The sequence below is a fragment of the Candidatus Polarisedimenticolia bacterium genome (genome assembly GCA_036001465.1).
In the GTDB taxonomy this organism is placed as follows: domain Bacteria; phylum Acidobacteriota; class Polarisedimenticolia; order Gp22-AA2; family Gp22-AA2; genus Gp22-AA3.
Genome location: DASYUH010000014.1, coordinates 98,367 through 117,016 on the forward strand (window position 1 = coordinate 98,367; position 18,650 = coordinate 117,016).

General features: G+C 69.3%; 12 protein-coding genes. 9 read left to right on the forward strand and 3 right to left on the reverse strand.

All coding sequences use genetic code 11. The annotated features are described in order from the left end of the window. The first annotated feature begins 77 nt into the window (after window positions 1–77). Both VGV60_03740 and VGV60_03745 read left to right on the forward strand, forming a co-directional pair. Entirely contained in the window at window positions 78–410 is a 333-nt protein-coding gene (locus tag VGV60_03740; GenBank protein HEV8700367.1) for a PadR family transcriptional regulator, read from the forward strand. Then, a complete protein-coding gene (locus VGV60_03745) occupies window positions 403–3,144 on the forward strand; it encodes an ABC transporter permease (protein ID HEV8700368.1) in 2,742 nt (913 codons plus the stop codon). Before VGV60_03740 ends, VGV60_03745 begins: the two co-directional genes overlap by 8 nt. A 48-nt stretch (window positions 3,145–3,192) precedes the next feature. Here the strand turns inward: VGV60_03745 and VGV60_03750 are convergent, their stop codons facing one another. From VGV60_03750 to VGV60_03760, 3 genes are all read right to left on the reverse strand, one after another. Beyond that, complete coding sequence (locus VGV60_03750; GenBank protein HEV8700369.1) at window positions 3,193–3,777, reverse strand: hypothetical protein; 585 nt, start codon at window positions 3,775–3,777, stop codon at window positions 3,193–3,195. 87 nt (window positions 3,778–3,864) lie between these two features. Further along, window positions 3,865–4,932, reverse strand: coding sequence for a mechanosensitive ion channel family protein (locus VGV60_03755; protein HEV8700370.1), 1,068 nt, complete (start codon window positions 4,930–4,932; stop codon window positions 3,865–3,867). Window positions 4,933–4,936: 4 nt separating this feature from the next. After that, on the reverse strand, window positions 4,937–6,199 hold the full coding sequence (locus tag VGV60_03760) for a DUF1343 domain-containing protein (GenBank protein ID HEV8700371.1): 1,263 nt from the start codon (window positions 6,197–6,199) through the stop codon (window positions 4,937–4,939). A 252-nt stretch (window positions 6,200–6,451) separates the two neighbouring features. On the opposite strand from VGV60_03760, the gene VGV60_03765 reads away from it, so the two are divergent. From VGV60_03765 to VGV60_03795, 7 genes are all read left to right on the forward strand, one after another. Continuing rightward, complete coding sequence (locus VGV60_03765; protein ID HEV8700372.1) at window positions 6,452–7,669, forward strand: efflux RND transporter periplasmic adaptor subunit; 1,218 nt, start codon at window positions 6,452–6,454, stop codon at window positions 7,667–7,669. A 31-nt stretch (window positions 7,670–7,700) separates the two neighbouring features. Then, entirely contained in the window at window positions 7,701–11,081 is a 3,381-nt protein-coding gene (locus tag VGV60_03770; protein ID HEV8700373.1) for an efflux RND transporter permease subunit, read from the forward strand. Then, window positions 11,078–14,185, forward strand: a complete 3,108-nt coding sequence (locus VGV60_03775) for an efflux RND transporter permease subunit (protein HEV8700374.1) — start codon at window positions 11,078–11,080, stop codon at window positions 14,183–14,185. Before VGV60_03770 ends, VGV60_03775 begins: the two co-directional genes overlap by 4 nt. A 154-nt stretch (window positions 14,186–14,339) precedes the next feature. Further along, entirely contained in the window at window positions 14,340–14,948 is a 609-nt protein-coding gene (gene cysC / locus VGV60_03780) for an adenylyl-sulfate kinase (protein HEV8700375.1), read from the forward strand. A gap of 6 nt (window positions 14,949–14,954) precedes the next feature. Next, complete coding sequence (locus VGV60_03785) at window positions 14,955–16,337, forward strand: alkaline phosphatase family protein (GenBank protein ID HEV8700376.1); 1,383 nt, start codon at window positions 14,955–14,957, stop codon at window positions 16,335–16,337. Window positions 16,338–16,394: 57 nt separating this feature from the next. Continuing rightward, complete coding sequence (locus VGV60_03790) at window positions 16,395–17,792, forward strand: DUF6365 family protein (protein HEV8700377.1); 1,398 nt, start codon at window positions 16,395–16,397, stop codon at window positions 17,790–17,792. Next, window positions 17,785–18,648, forward strand: a complete 864-nt coding sequence (locus tag VGV60_03795) for a methyltransferase domain-containing protein (GenBank protein HEV8700378.1) — start codon at window positions 17,785–17,787, stop codon at window positions 18,646–18,648. Before VGV60_03790 ends, VGV60_03795 begins: the two co-directional genes overlap by 8 nt. The last annotated feature ends 2 nt before the right edge of the window (window positions 18,649–18,650 follow it).

Consider the following 18,650-nt stretch of genomic DNA (forward strand, 5'->3'; position numbering starts at 1 on the left):
ATCGGTCCTTGACAACCGGCCCGCTTGTCCATATATACTGCAAACCGATATATCGTGTCACCAAGTTGGAGGCGCGGATGTTCAGTCGCGAGCTGAAGAAGGGGAGCACGGAGCTGCTGATCCTGTCGCTGCTCGAGACCGGGCCGCGGCACGGCTACGACATCGGCAAGATGATCGAGCGCCGGTCGCGCGGGAAGCTCCTGCTGCGGATCGCCTCGCTCTATCCGATGTTGTGCCGGCTCGAGAGCCGCGGTCTCATCCGGGGGCGCTGGCTGGAACGGCCCGGAGAGCGGCGCCGCCGGTTCTACCGGCTCACCCCCGACGGCCGGCGCGTCCTCCTGCAGGAGCGGGTGACCTGGAGGGAATTCATGGCGGCGGTCAATCGCGTGGTGGGACGCGGCCATGCCTGATTGGCAGGCGTACGTCCGGGAACGGCTGCGCCTGCCGGACCTGCGTCCGGAGCGGGAAGCCGAGATCGTCGAGGCCGTCGCGCAGCACATGGAAGATCTCCATCGGGGCGCCATGGAGCGCGGCGCCTCCTCGGAGGAGGCGGAGGCCGCGGCGAAGCGCGAGGTCCGGGACTGGCAGGCGCTGGCGCGCGACATCGCCCGATCGGACACCCTCAGCCGCCATGGCCTCGATCAGCGCGTCCTGGACGGACTGGAGAGCGCGGGTTCGCGCGGCGCGGGCGGCTCCGTGGCGGCCAGGCAGGGGGCCCGAGCGACGGCCGGCCTGATCGCCTCGCAGCTCGCGGCCGACGTGCTCCATGCGATCCGCCTGCTGTTCAAGAACCCCGGCTTCACGGCGGCGGTCCTGATCACGCTGGGGCTCGGGATCGGGGCGAATGCGGCGGTGTTCACCATCCTCAACGCGGTGCTGCTGCGGCCGCTGCCCTACGCCGAGCCGGGGCGGCTGGTGCGCATCTGGGAGAGCAACCCGCAGCGCGGCTGGCCGACCTTCTCCGGCTCGCAGCCGAACTTCCTCGACTGGCGCGCCCAGAGCGTCTCGTTCGAACGGCTCGCGGCCTCGACCACCCGCCCGCTCAACCTGACCGGCGGCGGCGAGGCGGAACGCATCCCGGGCATGGCGGTCACGCACGATTTCTTTCCGATGCTCGGGGTGCGTCCGGAGATGGGGCGCGGCTTCCTGCCGGAGGAGGACGCGACGGGCCACGGGGAGCGCGTCGTCCTGATGACCCACGGTCTGTGGCAGCGGCGCTTCGGCGGCGACCCGGGGATCGTCGGGCGGACGATCCTGCTGAACGACGCGCCGCACACCGTGATCGGCATCGTGCCGGAGTTCTACTGGCGGCCCTACGAGCTGTTCGTGCCGCTGCGGCCCGATCCCGCCGAGGATCGCAGCGATCACCGGCTGTCGGTCTACGGCAGGCTGAAGCCGGGTGTCGCCCCGCAGCAGGCGCAGGCCGAGCTGGCCGGCGTCGCGGAGCGCCTGGCGCGCCAGTACCCCGCTTCGAACGGCGGCTGGACCGTGACCCTGAGCTCCTTCTACGACTGGATCGTTCCGGCAGAGTCGCGCCGCGGGCTGTACGTGCTTCTGGGCGCGGTGGCGCTGGTCCTCCTGATCGCCTGCGCCAACGTCGCCAGCCTCCTCCTGGCGCGGGCCGCGGGGCGCCGCCGGGAGATCGCCATCCGCGCGGCGCTCGGCGCCAGCCGCGCGCGCCTGGTGCGCCAGCTCCTCGCCGAATCGCTCCTGCTCGGGGCGCTGGGTGGCGGGCTCGGGCTGCTTCTGGCGCAGTGGGGAATCGACGTCCTGGGCGTGGCGGGAGGCATGGCGGTGCCGCGGGCCGACGAGATCTCCCTCGACCACCGCGTGCTCCTGTTCACGCTCGGCCTGTCCCTCCTCACCGGGCTCCTGTTCGGGCTCGCGCCGGCGCTGCAGGCGACGCGCGTCGACTTCCACGCCACGCTGAAAGAGGGGGCGGCCGGAGGGGTCACGCGCCAGCGGGCGCGCAGCGCGCTGGTCGTCGCCGAGGTGGCGCTCTCGCTGGTCCTCCTGGTCGGCGTGGGGCTCCTGCTGCGAAGTCTCGCGGCGCTGCTCGACGCGCCCCCCGGCTTCGACACGAAGAACCTCCTGACCGCCAGCATCAACCTCCCCGGCACCAGGTATCCGTCGGAGAAGGAGTTTCTCGCGTTCCACGACCGGCTGCGCGAGCGCCTGAGCGGGATGCAGGGGGTCGTCTCGGTGTCGGAAACGAGCGGCCTGCCGATGGACGGCAACATGACGGCGATGGAGGTGCACGTGGACGGCGCGCCGGTCCCGGCGGACGGCCAGCATCCCTCGGCGCAGTGGCGTCTGGTCTCCCCCGGCTACTTCCGCACGATGGGGATCGCGATCCGCCGCGGGCGGGACCTGAACGAGCAGGACCTCGACCCGAAGACGCGGGCCCTTCGCGGCGCCGTGATCAGCGAGACGCTGGCCCGGCGGTGCTGGCCCGACCAGGATCCGATCGGCCGCCCGTTCCGTCCCTGGAGCGCGTCCAACCCGCCGGTCACCGTCGTCGGCGTGGCGGACGACGTCCGTCTCTACGCGCTCGACGAGACGCCGTACTCCGCCGTGTATCTGAACCTCAACGCGGGGACCTGGAACCCCATGCAGATCGCGGTGCGCACCGCCGGCGATCCGCGGGCGTTCGCCGCCGTCCTGCGCGGCGAGGTGCGAACGCTCGACCCCGGGGTGCCGGTCGCGCAGGTCCTCACGATGGACGAGCTGATCGGGCAGTCGACCGCCCCCCGCCGGTTCACCATGACGCTGCTCGCGATCTTCGCGGCGGTGGCGCTGCTCCTCGCGGGCGTGGGACTGTTCGGCCTGATGGCGTTCCTCGTGGCGCAGGGGACCCACGACATCGGAATCCGCATGGCGCTCGGCGCCCGCCGGCGCGACATCTTCGGCCTGGTCGTCGGGCGCGGCATGGTCCTGACGTCCCTCGGCATCGCCGCCGGGGTCGTCGGCGCCCTGGCGCTGACCCGGCTGATGAGCAGCATGCTGTTCGGCGTGGGGGCGCGCGACCCGCTGACCCTGACGGTGACGGTGCTGGTCCTGGGGCTCGTGGCCCTGGCGGCGTGCCTCATCCCGGCCCGCCGGGCCGGGCGCGTCGATCCGATGGTCGCGCTGCGCTGCGAGTAGGGCCCGAATCCCGGCGGGGCCGCCGTCGGCGGCGGCGTCAGCCGCGCGTCAATTCCCCAGCCTGAGGCGGACCCAGTCGGTCCCGTTGAAGAAGAGGGCCACGCCGGGCGACCCGAAGTGACCGACGCCGACCCCCTGGAACGCGCTCACGTAATTCGAGGTCCAGCCCTTGGAGTCCCCCGGACGATCGGCCAGGCGATCCTGGTACTTTCCCGGCGGGACGATGTCGACGTAGTTCCTGCCGGGAGCGTCCTGCCCCAGTTTCAGCAGCTCCTGGAACGTCCACCCCTTGTCCGCGGTCGCGCGCGCCGCCACGAGGAGAGGCGGCTTTCCCGGTGAGACCAGGAGAAACGCGAAGTCCTTGGCGTTCCTTCCGTCGAAATTTCCGTTGGCGACCCCCAGGCACGGGCCCCCCTTGTGATTCTTCTTCTCCGCCTTCACGACGTCGGCCGAGTAGTCGCCCGCCTGGATCAGCCGGTAGGACGGGAAGATGCTCGAGATCTGCCCGCTCAGCGACTCCGGCACCGCCCGCAGGCACGCGTCCTCCTGGGCGTCCCCTGCGACCAGCGGGCCCGTCGCGGCGGCAATCATGCCCACGAGACTCACGACCGCTGCAATCCTCGTGATGTTCATTTCGTCCTCCGCCGGGCTCAAGACCGCCCTTCGGAGCAATTTAGTGCCCGGATCCTGCGTTTGCACGGGCAGCGGGGGCCCCACACTTCAGGCGCCGTCGCGCGCGACGCGGCGCAGCCCCTCGGCGCCGCCGGGCGGCGGATCGAGGGTGCGGATCGGATAGGGGACGACGATCCCCTCCTGGCGGTAGCGCGGCACCAGGCGCTTCACGAACTCGTGGCGGACGAGGGGCATGGACTCGAAGTTCTGCGCCCGCAGAGTCACCTGGAGGTGGATGGCCCAGTCTCCGACGTCCAGGAACCGCAGGGACGGCTCCGTCCCGGGCACTCCCCCGGGGACCGATCGCAGGACGTCCCGGGCGACCTCCAGCGTCACGCGCTCGACCTTGTCGAGATCGCTCTCGAAGTGGACCCCCGCCTGGATGATCACGTTGATCGCCCGGTCCGGGAGGTCGTAATTGATGATCGCCGCGCCGGCCAGCTTCGAGTTCGGGATCACCAGCATGTTGTTGTTCAGCATCCGGATCCAGGTGCTGCGCCATCCCACCTTCGTCACGTACCCCTCCTCGCCGGTCGGCAGCTTCACCAGGTGCCCCGGCTCGATCGGCTTGTCGGCGATCATGTAGACGCCGGCGAACAGGTTGGCGAGCGTGTCCTGAAGGGCCAGCGCCACCGCCAGGCTGCCGACGCCGAGCGAAGCCAGGATCGGGGTGATCGAGATGCCGATGCTGTCCAGGAAGATCAGGAGACCGATCCCGACGATGACGGCGCGAATCCCCGCCTGGATGAGGCCGCGCGCCCCCTGCAGGACGGGCGATCCGGCCGCCAGCCGGTCGAGGGCGCCGCGCGCGGCGCGATCGACGAAGAGCACGAGCGCCAGGGCGATGGAGAAGGCGAGCAGGACGTCGAAGGCGCGGTCCCCTTCCGGCTCGAGAGGCAGGATCCGGCCGAAGACCAGGAGGCCGCTCGCCAGGATGGCGATCAGGAGCGGCGTCGAGAGGGCCTGGACGAGGACGTCGTCCCAGGTCCAGCGGGTCCGCGCCGCGACCCGGCGCATCGCCCCGAGGACGATCGTCTTGACGATGAGGAAGACCCCGATCCAGAGGACGAGGGCGGCGGGCGCCAGCACCCACGGTGAGGAGCCCCAGGCGCGCATCGCCTCAGTCATAGAGATGGAAGGCGCGGGACTCGCGCTGGAAGTCGGCGATCTCCTTCCGCCAGGCCCGCTCGATCACCCGCAGATCGGTCCCCAGCTCGAGCGCCTGGCGCACCGCGGGATCGCCGGTCAGGACGTCGATCGGCAGGCGATCGGTGACGTATTCGTAGGGGGGCTGCTTCCATTCGAAGCGATCGCGGTGCACGGCGATGATGTCCTGGAGCAGGGCGAGCGTCGTGAAGTAGGGCCGGTACAGGGCCGGGTCGGTCACCTGGATCTGGAACCCCTGGCAGACCTCCTTCGCCCACTTGTGAAAGGTCGGCTCGAACGCATGATCGCGCAGGACGAATCCGGGGAGCCGCTTCTTCTCGAACCGCCGCCGCACGGCCCGGATGTCGAGCCAGGGGGCGCCGAAGATCTCGAACGGCCGGGTGGTGCCGCGCCCCTCCGAGAGGTTCGTGCCTTCCAGGAGGACCTGGCCCGGGTAGACCACGGCCGTGTCGAAGGTCGGCATGTTGGGCGACGGCAGCACCCAGGGCAGGCCGGTGTCCGGGAAGAGCATCCGCCTGCGCCAGCCGGCCATCGGCACGATGGTCAGGTCGCAGAGGCCGGGGCAGCGCCAGCCGACGCCGTCGCCGCGCTTCACCGGGCGGGCGCGGGGGGCGCCGTCCGCCATCCGGGCGTTGACCAGGGCGGCGAGCTCCCCCAGGGTCAGGGCGTGCCGCATAGGCACCGGATAGAGGCCGACGAAGGAGGTGTATCCGGGCCGGATCAGGTTCCCCTCGACCGCGGTGCCGCCGATCGGGTTGGGGCGGTCGAGAATCACCACCTCGCGCCCCGCCCTGGCGCAGGCCTCGAGCGCCAGCGCCGTGGTCCATTCGAAGGTGTAGACGCGCGTCCCGACATCCTGCAGGTCGACCAGGAGCACGTCGATCCCCTGCAGCATCTTGGGAGTGGGGGCGCGGGTCTCGGAATAGAGGCTGTGGAGGGGAATGCCGAGCGTCGCGTCCCGGCCGTGGCCGGACTCGATCATGTTGTCCTGCTTCTCCCCCGCGATGCCGTGCTGGGGGCCGAACAGCGCCTTCAGACTGCCGCCGCACAGGTCGTGGATCACCGCTCTCGCCGAGGCGAACCGGGAGGTCACGGAGGCGGGGTGCATGAGGAGGCCGACACGCCGACCGCGCAGCCAGCGGGGCCGTGCCTGCTTCAGGACTTCCAGGCCGGTCTGGACGCGAGGCGGCCGGTTTTTCGCCTGCGAGTGTGCCAAGCGGGTCCTCTCTTTCTCCCGCGGGATGGGGCCCTTCGGGCCCCCGGATCCCCGAACGGCGGGAGCCTAGCACACCCCGTCGGGTGGATAGGATCTCTCCACTGGATCAGTTAGAATGGCGCCTCCTTTCGGACAGGCTCCTCGATCACGAAACTTCAGGGAACCGGGGGCGGGGCCCTTCCGTTACACGGTTCGTCGGCATGAGTTTCCCTTCTCCCGGACGTATCTGACCTGGCAGGTTTGGAGAGACAGATGACCCCGATATCCCGACGCAAGCGATTCCTGATCGTCTCCGGCATCCTGGTCGTCCTCGTGGGCGCCCTGGTGGTGACCGGGATCTTCTTCAAGCGCTCGCGGGCCGCGGACGGCTCCGAAACCCGGGCCAAGGACAGCGCGTCCGGCCAGAGCGCCTCGCAGGGCCAGGGAAGCGGCGGCGTGGCGCACGCCAGCACCAAGACCAAGGAGGACGACAAGGAGAAGGCCCCCATCCCGGTCAGCGTGGCGCCGATCGCGACCGGGGCGGTCTCCTCGTACATCTCCTCCACGGCCAACCTGGTGCCCGAGAACGAGGTCAAGGTCCTGGCCGAGGCGGATGGCCGGGTGGCGCAGCTGCTGGTCGAGGAGGGGAACCGCGTGGCGAAGGGCCAGGTCCTGGCTCAGCTGGTCAAGGACGACGCCGAGATCTCCCTCAAGAAGGCCCAGGTCCGGCTCGAGAACGCCCGGATCAATTTCGAGCGGGCGCAGCAGGAGCTGGCCAGCAACCTGATCAGCCGGGAGCAGTACGACAAGGACTCCCTCGACAACCAGATCGCCCAGCAGGAGCTGGCCGAGGCGAAGTGGCGCCTCGAGAAGACGACGATCCGGTCGCCGTTCGGAGGCCGCGTGACCGAGCGCTTCGTGAAGCTCGGCCAGCACCTCCACCCGGGGGAGCAGCTGTTCACCGTGTCGGATTTCGATCCCCTGGTCGCCAGGATCTTCCTGCCGGAGAAGGACGTCTTCGGGCTCAAGGAAGGACGCGACGTGCGCATCACCCTGAAGGCGAACGACACGACCCGGTTCCACGGGCGCATCCGCCAGATCAGCCCGGTCGTCGACACGGGGACCGGCACGGTCAAGCTGACGATCGAGGCCACCGCGCCGCCGGACGAGGTGCGGCCGGGGGCCTTCGTCACGATCGACATCGTGCGCGAGACCCGCCCGCAGGCGATCCTGGTGCCGCGGGAAGCGGTCGTCCGCGAGCTGCAGGACGCGTACGTGTTCGTCGTCAACGGCGGGGTGGCCGAGAAACGCACCATTTCGCTCGGCCTCGAAGAGGGGGGCCGGGTCGAGGCCCTGTCGGGCGTGAAGGCGGGCGAGCAGGTCATCGTGGCGGGCCAGGGGGGCCTGAAGCAGGGCTCGGCGATCAAGGTCATTCCCGCCCCCGAAGCCTCCGATCTCGGCACCCTGGACGATCGTCCGGTCCGCGGCTAGTCCCCATGGATCCCGGGCGCGGGCGCCGGCGATGAGCCTCATCAGGTTTTCCCTCAAGCGGCGGGTGACGGTTTCGATGTGCGCCGTCGCCCTGGTGATCTTCGGGATCGTCGCCTACACCCGGCTGCCGATCAATCTTCTCCCCAACATCTCGTATCCGAGCCTGACGGTCGAGACCCGCTACCCCGGGGCCGCGCCCGGCGAGATCGAGTCCCTCATCAGCCGCCCGCTGGAGGAGGCGGTCGGCGTCGTGGCCGGCGTGCAGCGCCTCACGTCCGCGTCGCGCCCGGGGCTGTCGCAGGTGACGCTCGAGTTCGGCTGGGGACGCAACATGGACTTCGCCGCGCTCGACGTGCGCGAGAAGCTGGACCTGGTCCGGCTGCCGCGCGAGGCGGAGAAGCCGGTGGTCCTGCGGCTCGATCCGAACAACGACCCGGTCCTGCGGCTCTACCTGACCGGCGGGACGAGCCTGTACCAGCTGCGCTACGTCGCCGACGAGGTCCTGAAGAAGGACCTCGAGTCGACCGAGGGGGTCGCCGCCATCAAGGTGAACGGCGGCTACGAGGAGGAGATCCAGGTCAAGGTGGACCAGGGGAAGCTGTCGCTCCTGGGCGTCAGCATCCAGGACGTCAACCAGAAGCTCCTGCGCGAGAACGTCAACCAGGCCGGCGGGAGCCTCTACGAGCAGGAGGCCCGCTACCTCGTCCGGGCGCGCAACGAGTTCAAGGACCTGGACGACATCATGAAGACCGTCCTGGTCACGAAGGACGGGCGCAACGTCCTGATGTCGGACGTGGCGGTGGTCGAGCGCGGCCACAAGCAGCGCGAGGCGATCACCCGCTTCGCCGGCGCCGAGGCGGTCGAGCTGGCGATCTACAAGGAAGGGGACGCCAACACGGTCGGCGTGGCGCGCGCCGTGCAGAAGCGTCTCGAGCGCTCCCGCAAGGAGCTGCCGGCCGGGGTCGAGGTGACGACCGGCGTCGACCAGTCGCGCTTCATCCAGGACTCGATCCACGAGGTGGTCGTCAACGCGCTCGAAGGCGGGGCGCTGTCGATCCTGATCATCCTGCTGTTCCTGAAGGACATCTGGAGCACCCTGATCATCAGCGTGTCGATCCCGATCTCGATCATCGCGACCTTCTTCCTCATGTACCAGACCGGGACGACCATCAACGTCATGTCGCTCGGCGGCCTGGCGCTCGGCGTCGGCATGCTGGTGGACGACTCGATCGTGGTCCTGGAGGCGATCTTCAAGCGCCGCGAGCGCGGCGAGGCAGGGGAAGTGGCGGCGGAGCGTGGGGCATCGGAGGTCGGCCGGGCGGTCGTCGCCTCGACCCTGACCACGATCGCGGTCTTCGTCCCCGTGGTGTTCATCGAGGGGATGGCGGCCCAGCTGTTCCGCGACCAGGCGCTGACCGTGTCGTTCTCCCTCCTGGCCTCGCTCGTCGTGTCGCTGACGATCATCCCGATGGTCGCGGCGATGATGGGGCTGGCGCGCACCGTGGCGGCCACGCCCATGTCGGCGCCGCTCCCCTCGGGGAGCGGCCGGCCGAGGCGACTGGCACACGCCGCCTTCGTCGCCGGGCCGCCTGCCGCCCTGCGGGCGATTCGCGGCGGCCTGCGTTGGACCGGGGCGTGGGCCGCCCGCCTGACGCGGCCGATCACCGCCGCGTTCGACCGGACCTTCGACGCCGGGATGAAGGCCTACCCGGTCCTGCTGCGCGCGGCGCTGCGCGTCCCGGGCACGGTGCTGGCGGGGGCGCTCCTGGCGTTCGTCGCGTCGCTGTTCCTGGCGCGCACCCTCGGGGTCGACCTGATCCCCACCTTCTCGCAGGGGGAGTTCAGCTTCCTGATCCAGCTGCCGGAGGGGACGCCCCTCGAGGCGACCGACCGCTTCGTGCAGGGGGTGCAGTCGGTGATCAAGGACGATCCGCGGGTCGACGCGGTCTCGAGCATCATCGGCGGGGCCGGCCTGTCGCTGACGCAGACCGGCTCCGAGGGGGAAAACGCCGCCCGCATCCAGGTCCGCCTGAAGAAGGGCTCGGGGCGCAGGGAGGAGGAGTCGGTGGCGGCGGCCCTGCGGTCCCGGCTCGAAGCCTCGCAGGTGGCGCGCTACAAGTTCGAGCGCCCGTCCTACTTCACCTTCCGGACCCCCATCGAGGTCGAGGTCTACGGCGACAACCTGGCCGATCTGCAGACGTCCGCCGCGGCGCTGAAGAAGGACCTGGAGAAGGTCCCGGGGCTGGTGGACGTGAAGTCGTCCATGGAGGCGGGCAATCCCGAGCTCCAGCTGAGCTTCAACCGCGAGCAGCTGTCGCACCTGGGCCTCGATCTCTTCCAGGTGGCCGGCACGGTGCGCAACAAGGTGCAGGGGGAGGTGGCGACCCGCTTCCTGGAGGGGGACCGCGAGATCAACATCCTGGTCCGCTCGGTCGAGGTCGGGACCGCCTCGGTCGCGGACGTCTCCGACCTGATCGTCGGGCAGCGCAACGGCGTGCCGATTTTCCTCAAGAGCGTCGCCGACGTGAAGCTGACCGAGGGGCCGAGCGAGATCCGCCGCGTCGCCCAGAAGCGCGCGGCGGTGATCTCGGGGGACATCTCCCGGCGCGACATGGGGGCCGTGGCCGCCGACGTGCGCGCCGCCATCGCGCGGCAGAGCTTCCCGGCGGGTGTCATGGCCGGGCTGAGCGGCCAGGAGGAGGAGATGGGCCGCTCCTTCCGCTCCCTGCAGCTGGCGCTGGCCCTGGCCATCTTCCTGGTCTATCTCGTCATGGCCTGCGAGTTCGAGTCGCTCCTCCATCCGTTCGTCGTCATGTTCACCGTCCCTCTCGGGATCATCGGCGCCGTCCTGGCGCTGGTCGTGACCGGGCACACGGTCAACGTCGTGGCCATGATCGGTGCGGTGATGCTGGCCGGGATCGTCGTCAAGAACGCCATCGTGCTCATCGACGCGGTCAACATGCTCCGCGGGGAAGGCATGTCTCGCGAAGACGCGCTCGTCGAGGCGGGGCTCCGCCGGATGCGCCCCATCCTGATGACGACCGCGACGACGATCCTCGGCCTCCTGCCGATGGCGATCGGGCTGGGCGAGGGGGCCGAGCTGCGCGCCCCCCTGGCGGTCACCGTCATCGGCGGCCTGACGGTGGCGACCATCCTGACCCTGTTCGTCATCCCGGTCGTCTACACCGTCCTCGACCGCAAGGCGTTCGTCGTCCTGGCCGGGCCCGCCACGGCGCCGGGCGGCGCCACCGGCACCGCGCCCTCCTCGGAGGAAGGGCCGGCGCCGTCGCGGTTCGGGCCCGGCTTCCTGCCGCAGCCGGCCCTCGGGAGCGCCGGTCCGGCCCGCTTCGCCGCGGACGAGATCGAGCCTGAGGCCACGGGCCCGGCGATCCCGGCCCGCCCCGAGCTATGAACCTCCCGTCGCTGTCGATCCGCAGGCCGGTCACCACGCTGATGATTCTGCTCAGCATCATGGTGGTCGGCGGCATCGCCATGGCGCGGCTCCCCCTGGCGTTCCTGCCGAACGTGGACATTCCGTTCATCGGCATCAACATCCCGTACCCCAATTCGAACCCGACGCAGATCGAGAAACAGATCACCAAGCCGGTCGAGGAGGTCCTCGCGACGATTCCCGGCGTGAACCGGCTCGCGTCGACCTCGACCGCCGACAGCGCCGAGTTCCAGCTCGAGTTCAAGTGGGGACAGAACCTCGACATCGTGCGCATGCAGGTGAGCGAAAAGATGGACCAGGTGAAGGCGTCCCTGCCGCCGGGGATCGGCCAGGTCTTCATCTTCTCGTTCAACACCAGCGACATCCCGGTCGTCCAGGCGCGCATCTCGGCGCAGGGGGTCGACCTGTCCAGGAACTACGACCTGCTGGAGACCCGGGTGGCGAACCGCATCCGGCGCGTGCCGGGGGTGGCGCGCGTCCAGCTCGACGGAGTGGCCCCGCGCGAGATCTTCATCGACCTGGTCCTCGACCGGATCAAAGAGCACGCGGTCGACATCGGCACGCTCCTGACCCGGCTGCAGGGGGCCTCGGCGAACCTGGTTCTCGGCCAGGTCAGCCACGACGGCCTGCGCTACACCGCGCGGGCCCTGGGAGCGTTCGATTCCCTTCAGGCGATCGAGGACCTGACGGTCAACGACCGGGGGCTGAAGCTCAAGGACATCGCCGAGATCCGCTACGAGGAGCCGCCGATCGCCTACGGCCGGCACCTCGACGGCGGCCCGGCCGTCGCCCTGGAGGTGTTCAAGGAGTCGACCGCCAATACGGTGGAGGTCGTGGGCGCGGTCATGAAAGTGATCACCGAGGACATCAGCCAGGATCCGCTCCTGGCCGGCATCAAGGTGTTCACCTGGGACAACCAGGCGAAGCAGATCACGACCGGCATCGACTCCCTGAAGCACGCCGGCCTCCTTGGGGCGCTGTTCGCCGTGCTCGTCCTCTACTACTTCCTGCGCCGCCTCGACTCGACGCTCATCGTGTCGTTCTCGATCCCGTTCTCGGTGATCGCCGCCTGCGGGCTCATGTACTTCATGGGGAAGACGCTCAACGTCCTGTCGATGTGCGGGCTGATGCTCGGGATCGGCATGCTGGTGGACGATGCGATCGTCGTCCTGGAAGCGATCGACCGGAAGCGCCGCACCGTCGCCGATCCGCACGAGGCGGCCCTGGTCGGGGCGCGCGACGTGACCATGGCGGTCGTCTGCTCGACCCTCACGACGATCATCGTCTTCCTGCCGCTGGTGGTCGGCGCCAGCACCGAGCTCACCATCTGGCTGAAGGAGGTCGGGCTGTCGATCTCGATCTCGCTCGCCTGCTCGCTGTTCTCCTCCCTGACCCTCATCCCCCTGATGTCGGCGCAGTGGCTCAAGCGCAAGCCGGCGGAGCAGCCGAAGAGCCTGGCCTGGCTGGAGGAGCGCTACGTCGGCATGCTGGGGTGGACCCTCAGGCACAAGGCCTGGACGCTGCTCATCGTCATCCTCGGCCTCGGGGTCGGCGTCGTGCCGTTCATGGCGGGCCTGGTAGACACGGCGCAGTTCGCGGCGACCAGCAACAAGAGGCTGTTCCTGCAGTACGAGTTCGCGGACTTCTCGTACAAGTCCGACTCGGAGCGGGCCGTCAACACCATCGAGGCGTACCTGCGCGCCAACAAGGACGCGTACTCCATCAAGTCGATCTACAGCGTCTTCGGCGAGAACGAGGCGCGCACGGTGATGGTCCTGGCGCGCGAGGACCTCGGGGACCAGGTGATCAAGGACCTGCGCAGGACAATCCGGGCCGGCCTGCCGCAGGTGCCCGGGGCGCGCATCTTCTTCGCCGAGGAGGCGAACGAGGGGGGGAACAGCACCTACTTCGCGGTCAAGTTCTTCGGTCACGACAGCGGTATTCTGAAAAAGCTCGCCGACGAGGCGGCCCGGCGGCTGGCGATCGTCGACGGCGTGCAGGACATCACCTCGTCGCTGAACAAGGGGCGCAACGAGATCCAGGTCGTGATCGACCGGGACAAGGCGCTGCGCGCCGGCCTGACGGCCGAGGACGTGTCGCAGATCTTCCAGTTCACGCTCGGCGGCATGCGCCTGCAGCGCTTCAACGCCGGCGACCGCGAGGTGGAGACCTGGCTCGAGCTCCGCCTGATCGATCGCCAGAACCTGGAGGACCTCAAGTCGATCCAGATCGGCCCCCCCTCCCGGCCGGTCCTTCTGGGGGACATCGCCGCGTTCCAGGTGGTGCGCCGCGCCGACCAGATCGCCCGCGAGGACCGCAAGGTCCGGGTGGCCGTCAACGCCACCTACGAGGGGAAAGAGTGGCAGAAATCCCGCAAGGAGATCGAGTCCCTCATGAACTCCTTCGAACTGCCGCCCGGGTACACCTGGTCGTGGGACGACCGGATCCTGGAGCAGGGGGAGGAGAACCAGCAGATGATGATCAACTTCCTCCTGGCTTTGGCCCTGGTCTACCTGGCGATGGCGTCCCTGTTCGAGTCGATGGCCCAGCCGTTCGCCATCCTGTTCTCGATCCCGTTCGCCCTGCCGGGCGCCGCCTGGCTCCTGGCAGCGACCCGGACACCGTTCAACATCATGGCGCAGATCGGCCTGCTGATGCTGATCGGCATCGTGGTGAAGAACGGCATCGTCCTGCTCGACCACATGAACCAGCTCCGCCAGGCCGGGATGCCGCGCGACCAGGCGATCATGCAGGCCGGGCGAGACCGTCTGCGCGCCGTCCTGATGACCGCCCTCACCGCCATCGTCGGTCTGATCCCGCTGGCCCTCGGCCGCTCCAGCGTCGGCGACGCCTACTACTACCCGCTGGCCCGCACGGTCATCGGCGGGCTCGCCTCGTCCACCGTCCTGACCCTCATCGTCCTGCCGTACATCAACCTGGGCGTGGAGGGGGTCGCCGCCTGGATGCGCGGCCTCTGGCGCGCCTCCGACCCGGCGGCGATGCTCCAGCCGGCCGTCGCGGCGCCTCCGGCCATGACGACAACCCCCGATTCGTCGGTCGCCTGACGCGCGCCACGAAACCGGCGCGAAAAATCATGCATCGGGCGGCATGAAGGCCTCCCGAACCGCCGTCAAGCCATTAAACCCGTTGATTTTGCGCGATCCTGCGGTATAAATACGGAATCAAAATTTCGGGGTGCTTCCGAACGGAGGCTGTGGAATGCATTCGTCTGCGGAGAAGAAGGGTCTGACCATCTGGCTCACGGGCCTGCCGAGCGCCGGCAAGAGCACCATCGCCAGGAAACTCGCCACCCTGCTGAAGGGCGAGGGGCATCGCGTCACGGTCCTCGACGGGGACGAGGTGCGCGAGCGGCTGAACAAAGGCCTCGGCTTCTCCAAGGAAGACCGCGACGAGAACATCCGGCGCATCGCCTACGTGGCGCGGCTGCTGACCGAGGCGGGCTCCACCGTGATCGTCGCGGCGATCTCGCCGTACCGCGACGCGCGGGACGCGGCGCGGGCCGAGATCGGACGCTTCGCCGAGATCCACGTCAACTGCTCCCTCGAAGAGTGCATCCGTCGCGACGTCAAGGGGCTCTACAAGAAGGCGCTCGCCGGCACGCTGGACCATTTCACCGGCGTGTCCGATCCGTACGAGCCGCCGCTCATGCCCGAGCTGGTGGTCGAGACGGACCGCGAGGCGCCGATCGACAGCGCCCGCGGGATCATCTTCTGCCTGCAGTCGCTGGGATACCTGCCGGCCTCCACGAAGGAAGAGCTCGCGCCGACCGAGCGTCTGGCGCCGATCCAGACCGGATCGGAAGCGTAACAGGCCGTGAAAGTCGCCGTCCTGGGGCTGGATTGCGCCGCCCCCCGCCTGGTCTTCGATCGCTTCCGTGACGACCTTCCCAACCTGAGGGGCCTGATGGAGGCCGGCTCCCACGGCCCGCTCCTGAGCACCCACCCGCCGATCACCGTGCCGGCCTGGGCCTGCATGATGCGCAGCCAGGACCCCGGCCAGCTCGGCATCTACGGATTCAGGAACCGCAAAGACCATTCGTACGACGGCCTGTCGATGGCCAACGCCTCCGTCCTCAAGAGCGACGCCGTCTGGGACCTGCTCGGGCGCGCCGGCAAGAGCTCCATCGTCCTCGGCGTGCCGCCGTCGTTTCCTCCGAAGCCGCTCAACGGCGTGCAGGTCGGCTGCTTCCTGACGCCGTCCACCGACATGGCCTACACCTACCCGCCGGACGTGCGCCAGGAGATCCAGAAGGTCGCCCCCGGCTACGTGGTCGACGTCGAGGGGTTCCGGACCGAAGACAAGGACGCGCTCTTGAAGCGGATCTACGACAAGACGCGCATGCACTTCGCGGTGGCGCGGCACCTCCTGAAGACCCGGCCGTGGGACTTCTTCATGATGGTCGAGATGGGGGTGGACCGCATCCACCACTCGTTCTGGAAATACATGGACCCCGATCACCCGAAGTACGAGCCGCGCAACCCGCACGAAAACGCCATTCGCGACTACTACCGCTACTGCGACCAGGAGATCGGCGAGCTCCTGGCGCTCTTCCCGAAGGACACCGCGGTGATGGTCGTGTCGGACCACGGCGCCAAGAAGCTCGACGGCGGCATCTGCTTCAACGAGTGGCTCATCAAGAAGGGCTACCTGGCGCTGAAGTCGTATCCGGACAAGCCCACCCCGATCGGCAAGGCGGACGTCGACTGGTCGAAGACGTTGGCCTGGGGGGACGGCGGCTACTACGGCCGGCTGTTCATGAACGTCAGGGGGCGCGAGCCGCAGGGGACGATCGAGCCCTCGGACTACGACAAGGTCCGCAGCGACCTGGCGGCCGAGATCGAGGCGATCGAGGACCCGTCGGGCCGCCCGATCGGGACGAAGGCGTACCGTCCCGAGGACATCTACCGCGAGGTGCGCAACGTCGCCCCCGACCTGACCTGCTACTTCGGCAACCTCGACTGGCGGTCGATCGGCTCGGTCGGCCTGAAGACGATCCACACCTTCGAGAACGACACCGGCCCCGACGACGCCAACCACGACTGGCAGGGGATCTTCATCCTGAAATCCGCCGCGAACGGCCTGCCGAAAGGGGCGCGGAGCGGGCTCAAGATCTACGACGTCGCCCCGACCCTGCTCGGCCTCTTCGGCGTCGAGGCGCCGGCCGGGATGATCGGGCGGAGGCTCGACCGGGAATGAGCCCCGGGGGAGTGTGCTAGCATGAAAACTTCCGATCGAACCACAGAGGCCGACCGCATGGCGCAGCAGACCGTCCGCGCTCTCTTCGTGACCCCGACATGGATGGCGACGGGGGAGACGGCCGCCGCCCTGGTCCTGGCCGACAGCATCGTCGCGGGGGGAGGCGAGGCGTGGTTCCTGGCGTCGACGCCGGCCGCCCAGATCGTCCGCCCGAAGTACGGCGACCGGGTGCAGGAGATGACCGGCGACCTGGCGTCGAACCAGCACCACTGGCGGCGGATGATCGAAGAGATCGACCCGAACGTCATCGTGTTCTCCGAGCTGCGATCGATCCTGGCGCTGCGTCTCAATCGGCAGTTCCCCCTGGCCGACCTGTCGTGGCTGCGCGAGCTGAACGAGGTCGACGCCCTCCTGGTCGCGCTCGACCACGTCGGCTCGACGCCGTCCGTGCAGAAGATGATCTCCCGGCTGAGCGGGCACGCCTTCTTCCGGCTGATCAGCAACGCCTGGCGGCCGATCTTCGAGCGCATGGTCATTCTCCTGCCCTGCCCGCTGCACGAGCCCGGGAAGGTCGAAGGCCGGCAGGGGCACCCGTACCGCAGCATGGCGATGCCGCTGCGCGTCGATCCGGCGGTCCGGGACCAGGTGCGGGCCCGCTACCTGGGGGAGGACCATGCCGCGGACGGCCGGCTGATCTTCCACAGCGTGCCGCGCTGGAGCTTCCGCCTGGCCAAGGCGCTGAAGGCGCCGCTCTACGACAACCTGAGCGAGTTCGTGGCCGAGTACGTCGCCGACGTCGAGGCGCCCGTCACGATCGTGTCGGTCAACGACGGGACGCTCCTGCGTCCGTCGCCGGACAAGACGGTGCGCGTCGTCAACCTCGCGGGCCTGCCGCTCGCCGAGTTCGACGCCCTGATGTTGTCCTCCGACCTGGTCCTGACCGAGAACATCGTGTCGCTCACCCTGGCCAAGACGGTCGGGAACGCGCCCGGTGTGGCGCTCGTCAATTCCTCCACGCTGAAAGAGATCCTCGCGCGCGAGCCGGAAGGCAGCGAGATCAGGCGGCTGGCGATGCAGATGGAGCGCCGGCGGGCCGGCTCGGTCTACCCGCACGTCATGTACCCGATGAAGCAGCAGGATCAGGCGGCGGCCGCCACCCGGTCCCCCCGGCGCCGGCTGTTCAACGCCGCCGCCCCCTCCGTGCCGATGCCCGAGGAGATGATCCGCGCGGGGAGCCTGCCGTCCAGCCCGTTCATCAGGGCCGAGCTGTACGGCGGGCAGAAGACCCGCGACCTGTTCCACGGCCTGCTGTGCGATCCCGCCCGGCGCGCCCAGGCGCGGGCGGAGGACGAGGCGTTCATCGCGCGCCAGAACGCGCTCGAGGACGGCTCGTCCGTGCTGAAGCGCCTCCTGGCCGGCCGCACGGTCGGAGACACGGTGATCGCCCATGGATGAGACCTCGAGGGCCGCCGGCTCGGCCCCCCGGGCCGTCGCGTCCACAACGCCTGCCGCCGGGGCTCCCCGGCCCGCCTCGCGCCCGGTGGCGGATCAGATCAACCAGGTCTACGACCAGGTCATGTACGACGACCTGTACCGCGAGTACTGGGGGCACAGCGACTTCGTGAACTTCGGCTACTGGGAGCAGGGGACGCGCGAGCAGAAGGAGGCCTGCGAGGCGCTGATGGAGAAGCTCCTGGCCTTCATCCCCGAGAAGAAGGGGACGATCCTCGACGCCGCCTGCGGCAAGGGGGCGACGACGAGGCACCTCCTGAAGTACTACCCGCCCGAGGCGGTGACCGGGATCAACATCTCCGAGAAGCAGCTCGAGACCTGCAAGGCCAACGCCCCCGGCTGCCGCTTCATCCTGATGAACGCCGCCGACCTGAAGTTCGAGGACGCGTCGTTCGACAACATCATCTGCGTCGAGGCCGCCTTCCACTTCGACACGCGCGAAAAGTTCCTGCGCGAGGCCTGCCGCGTCCTCAAGCCCGGCGGGACCCTCGTCCTCTCGGACAGCCTGTTCACCCGCTGGTGGGAGCGCATCAAGCCCCCCGGCCGCCTGCTCAACTTCGTCGAAGACCCCGCCGCCTACCGCGCCCTCTGCCAGTCCGCCGGCTTCCAGGACGCCGAGATCCTCGACGCCCGCGAAGAATGCGCCGTCCGCTTCCTGCGCGCCTGCATCCGCTTCCTGCGCGGCCGCTGCCTCGCCGGCGCCATCGACCGCGAGACCCTCACCAGGATGAGCGCCCGGATGTCCCTCTACGTCATGAACATCCGTCACTACCCGCTGGTCGCCGCGCGGAAGGGCTGAAG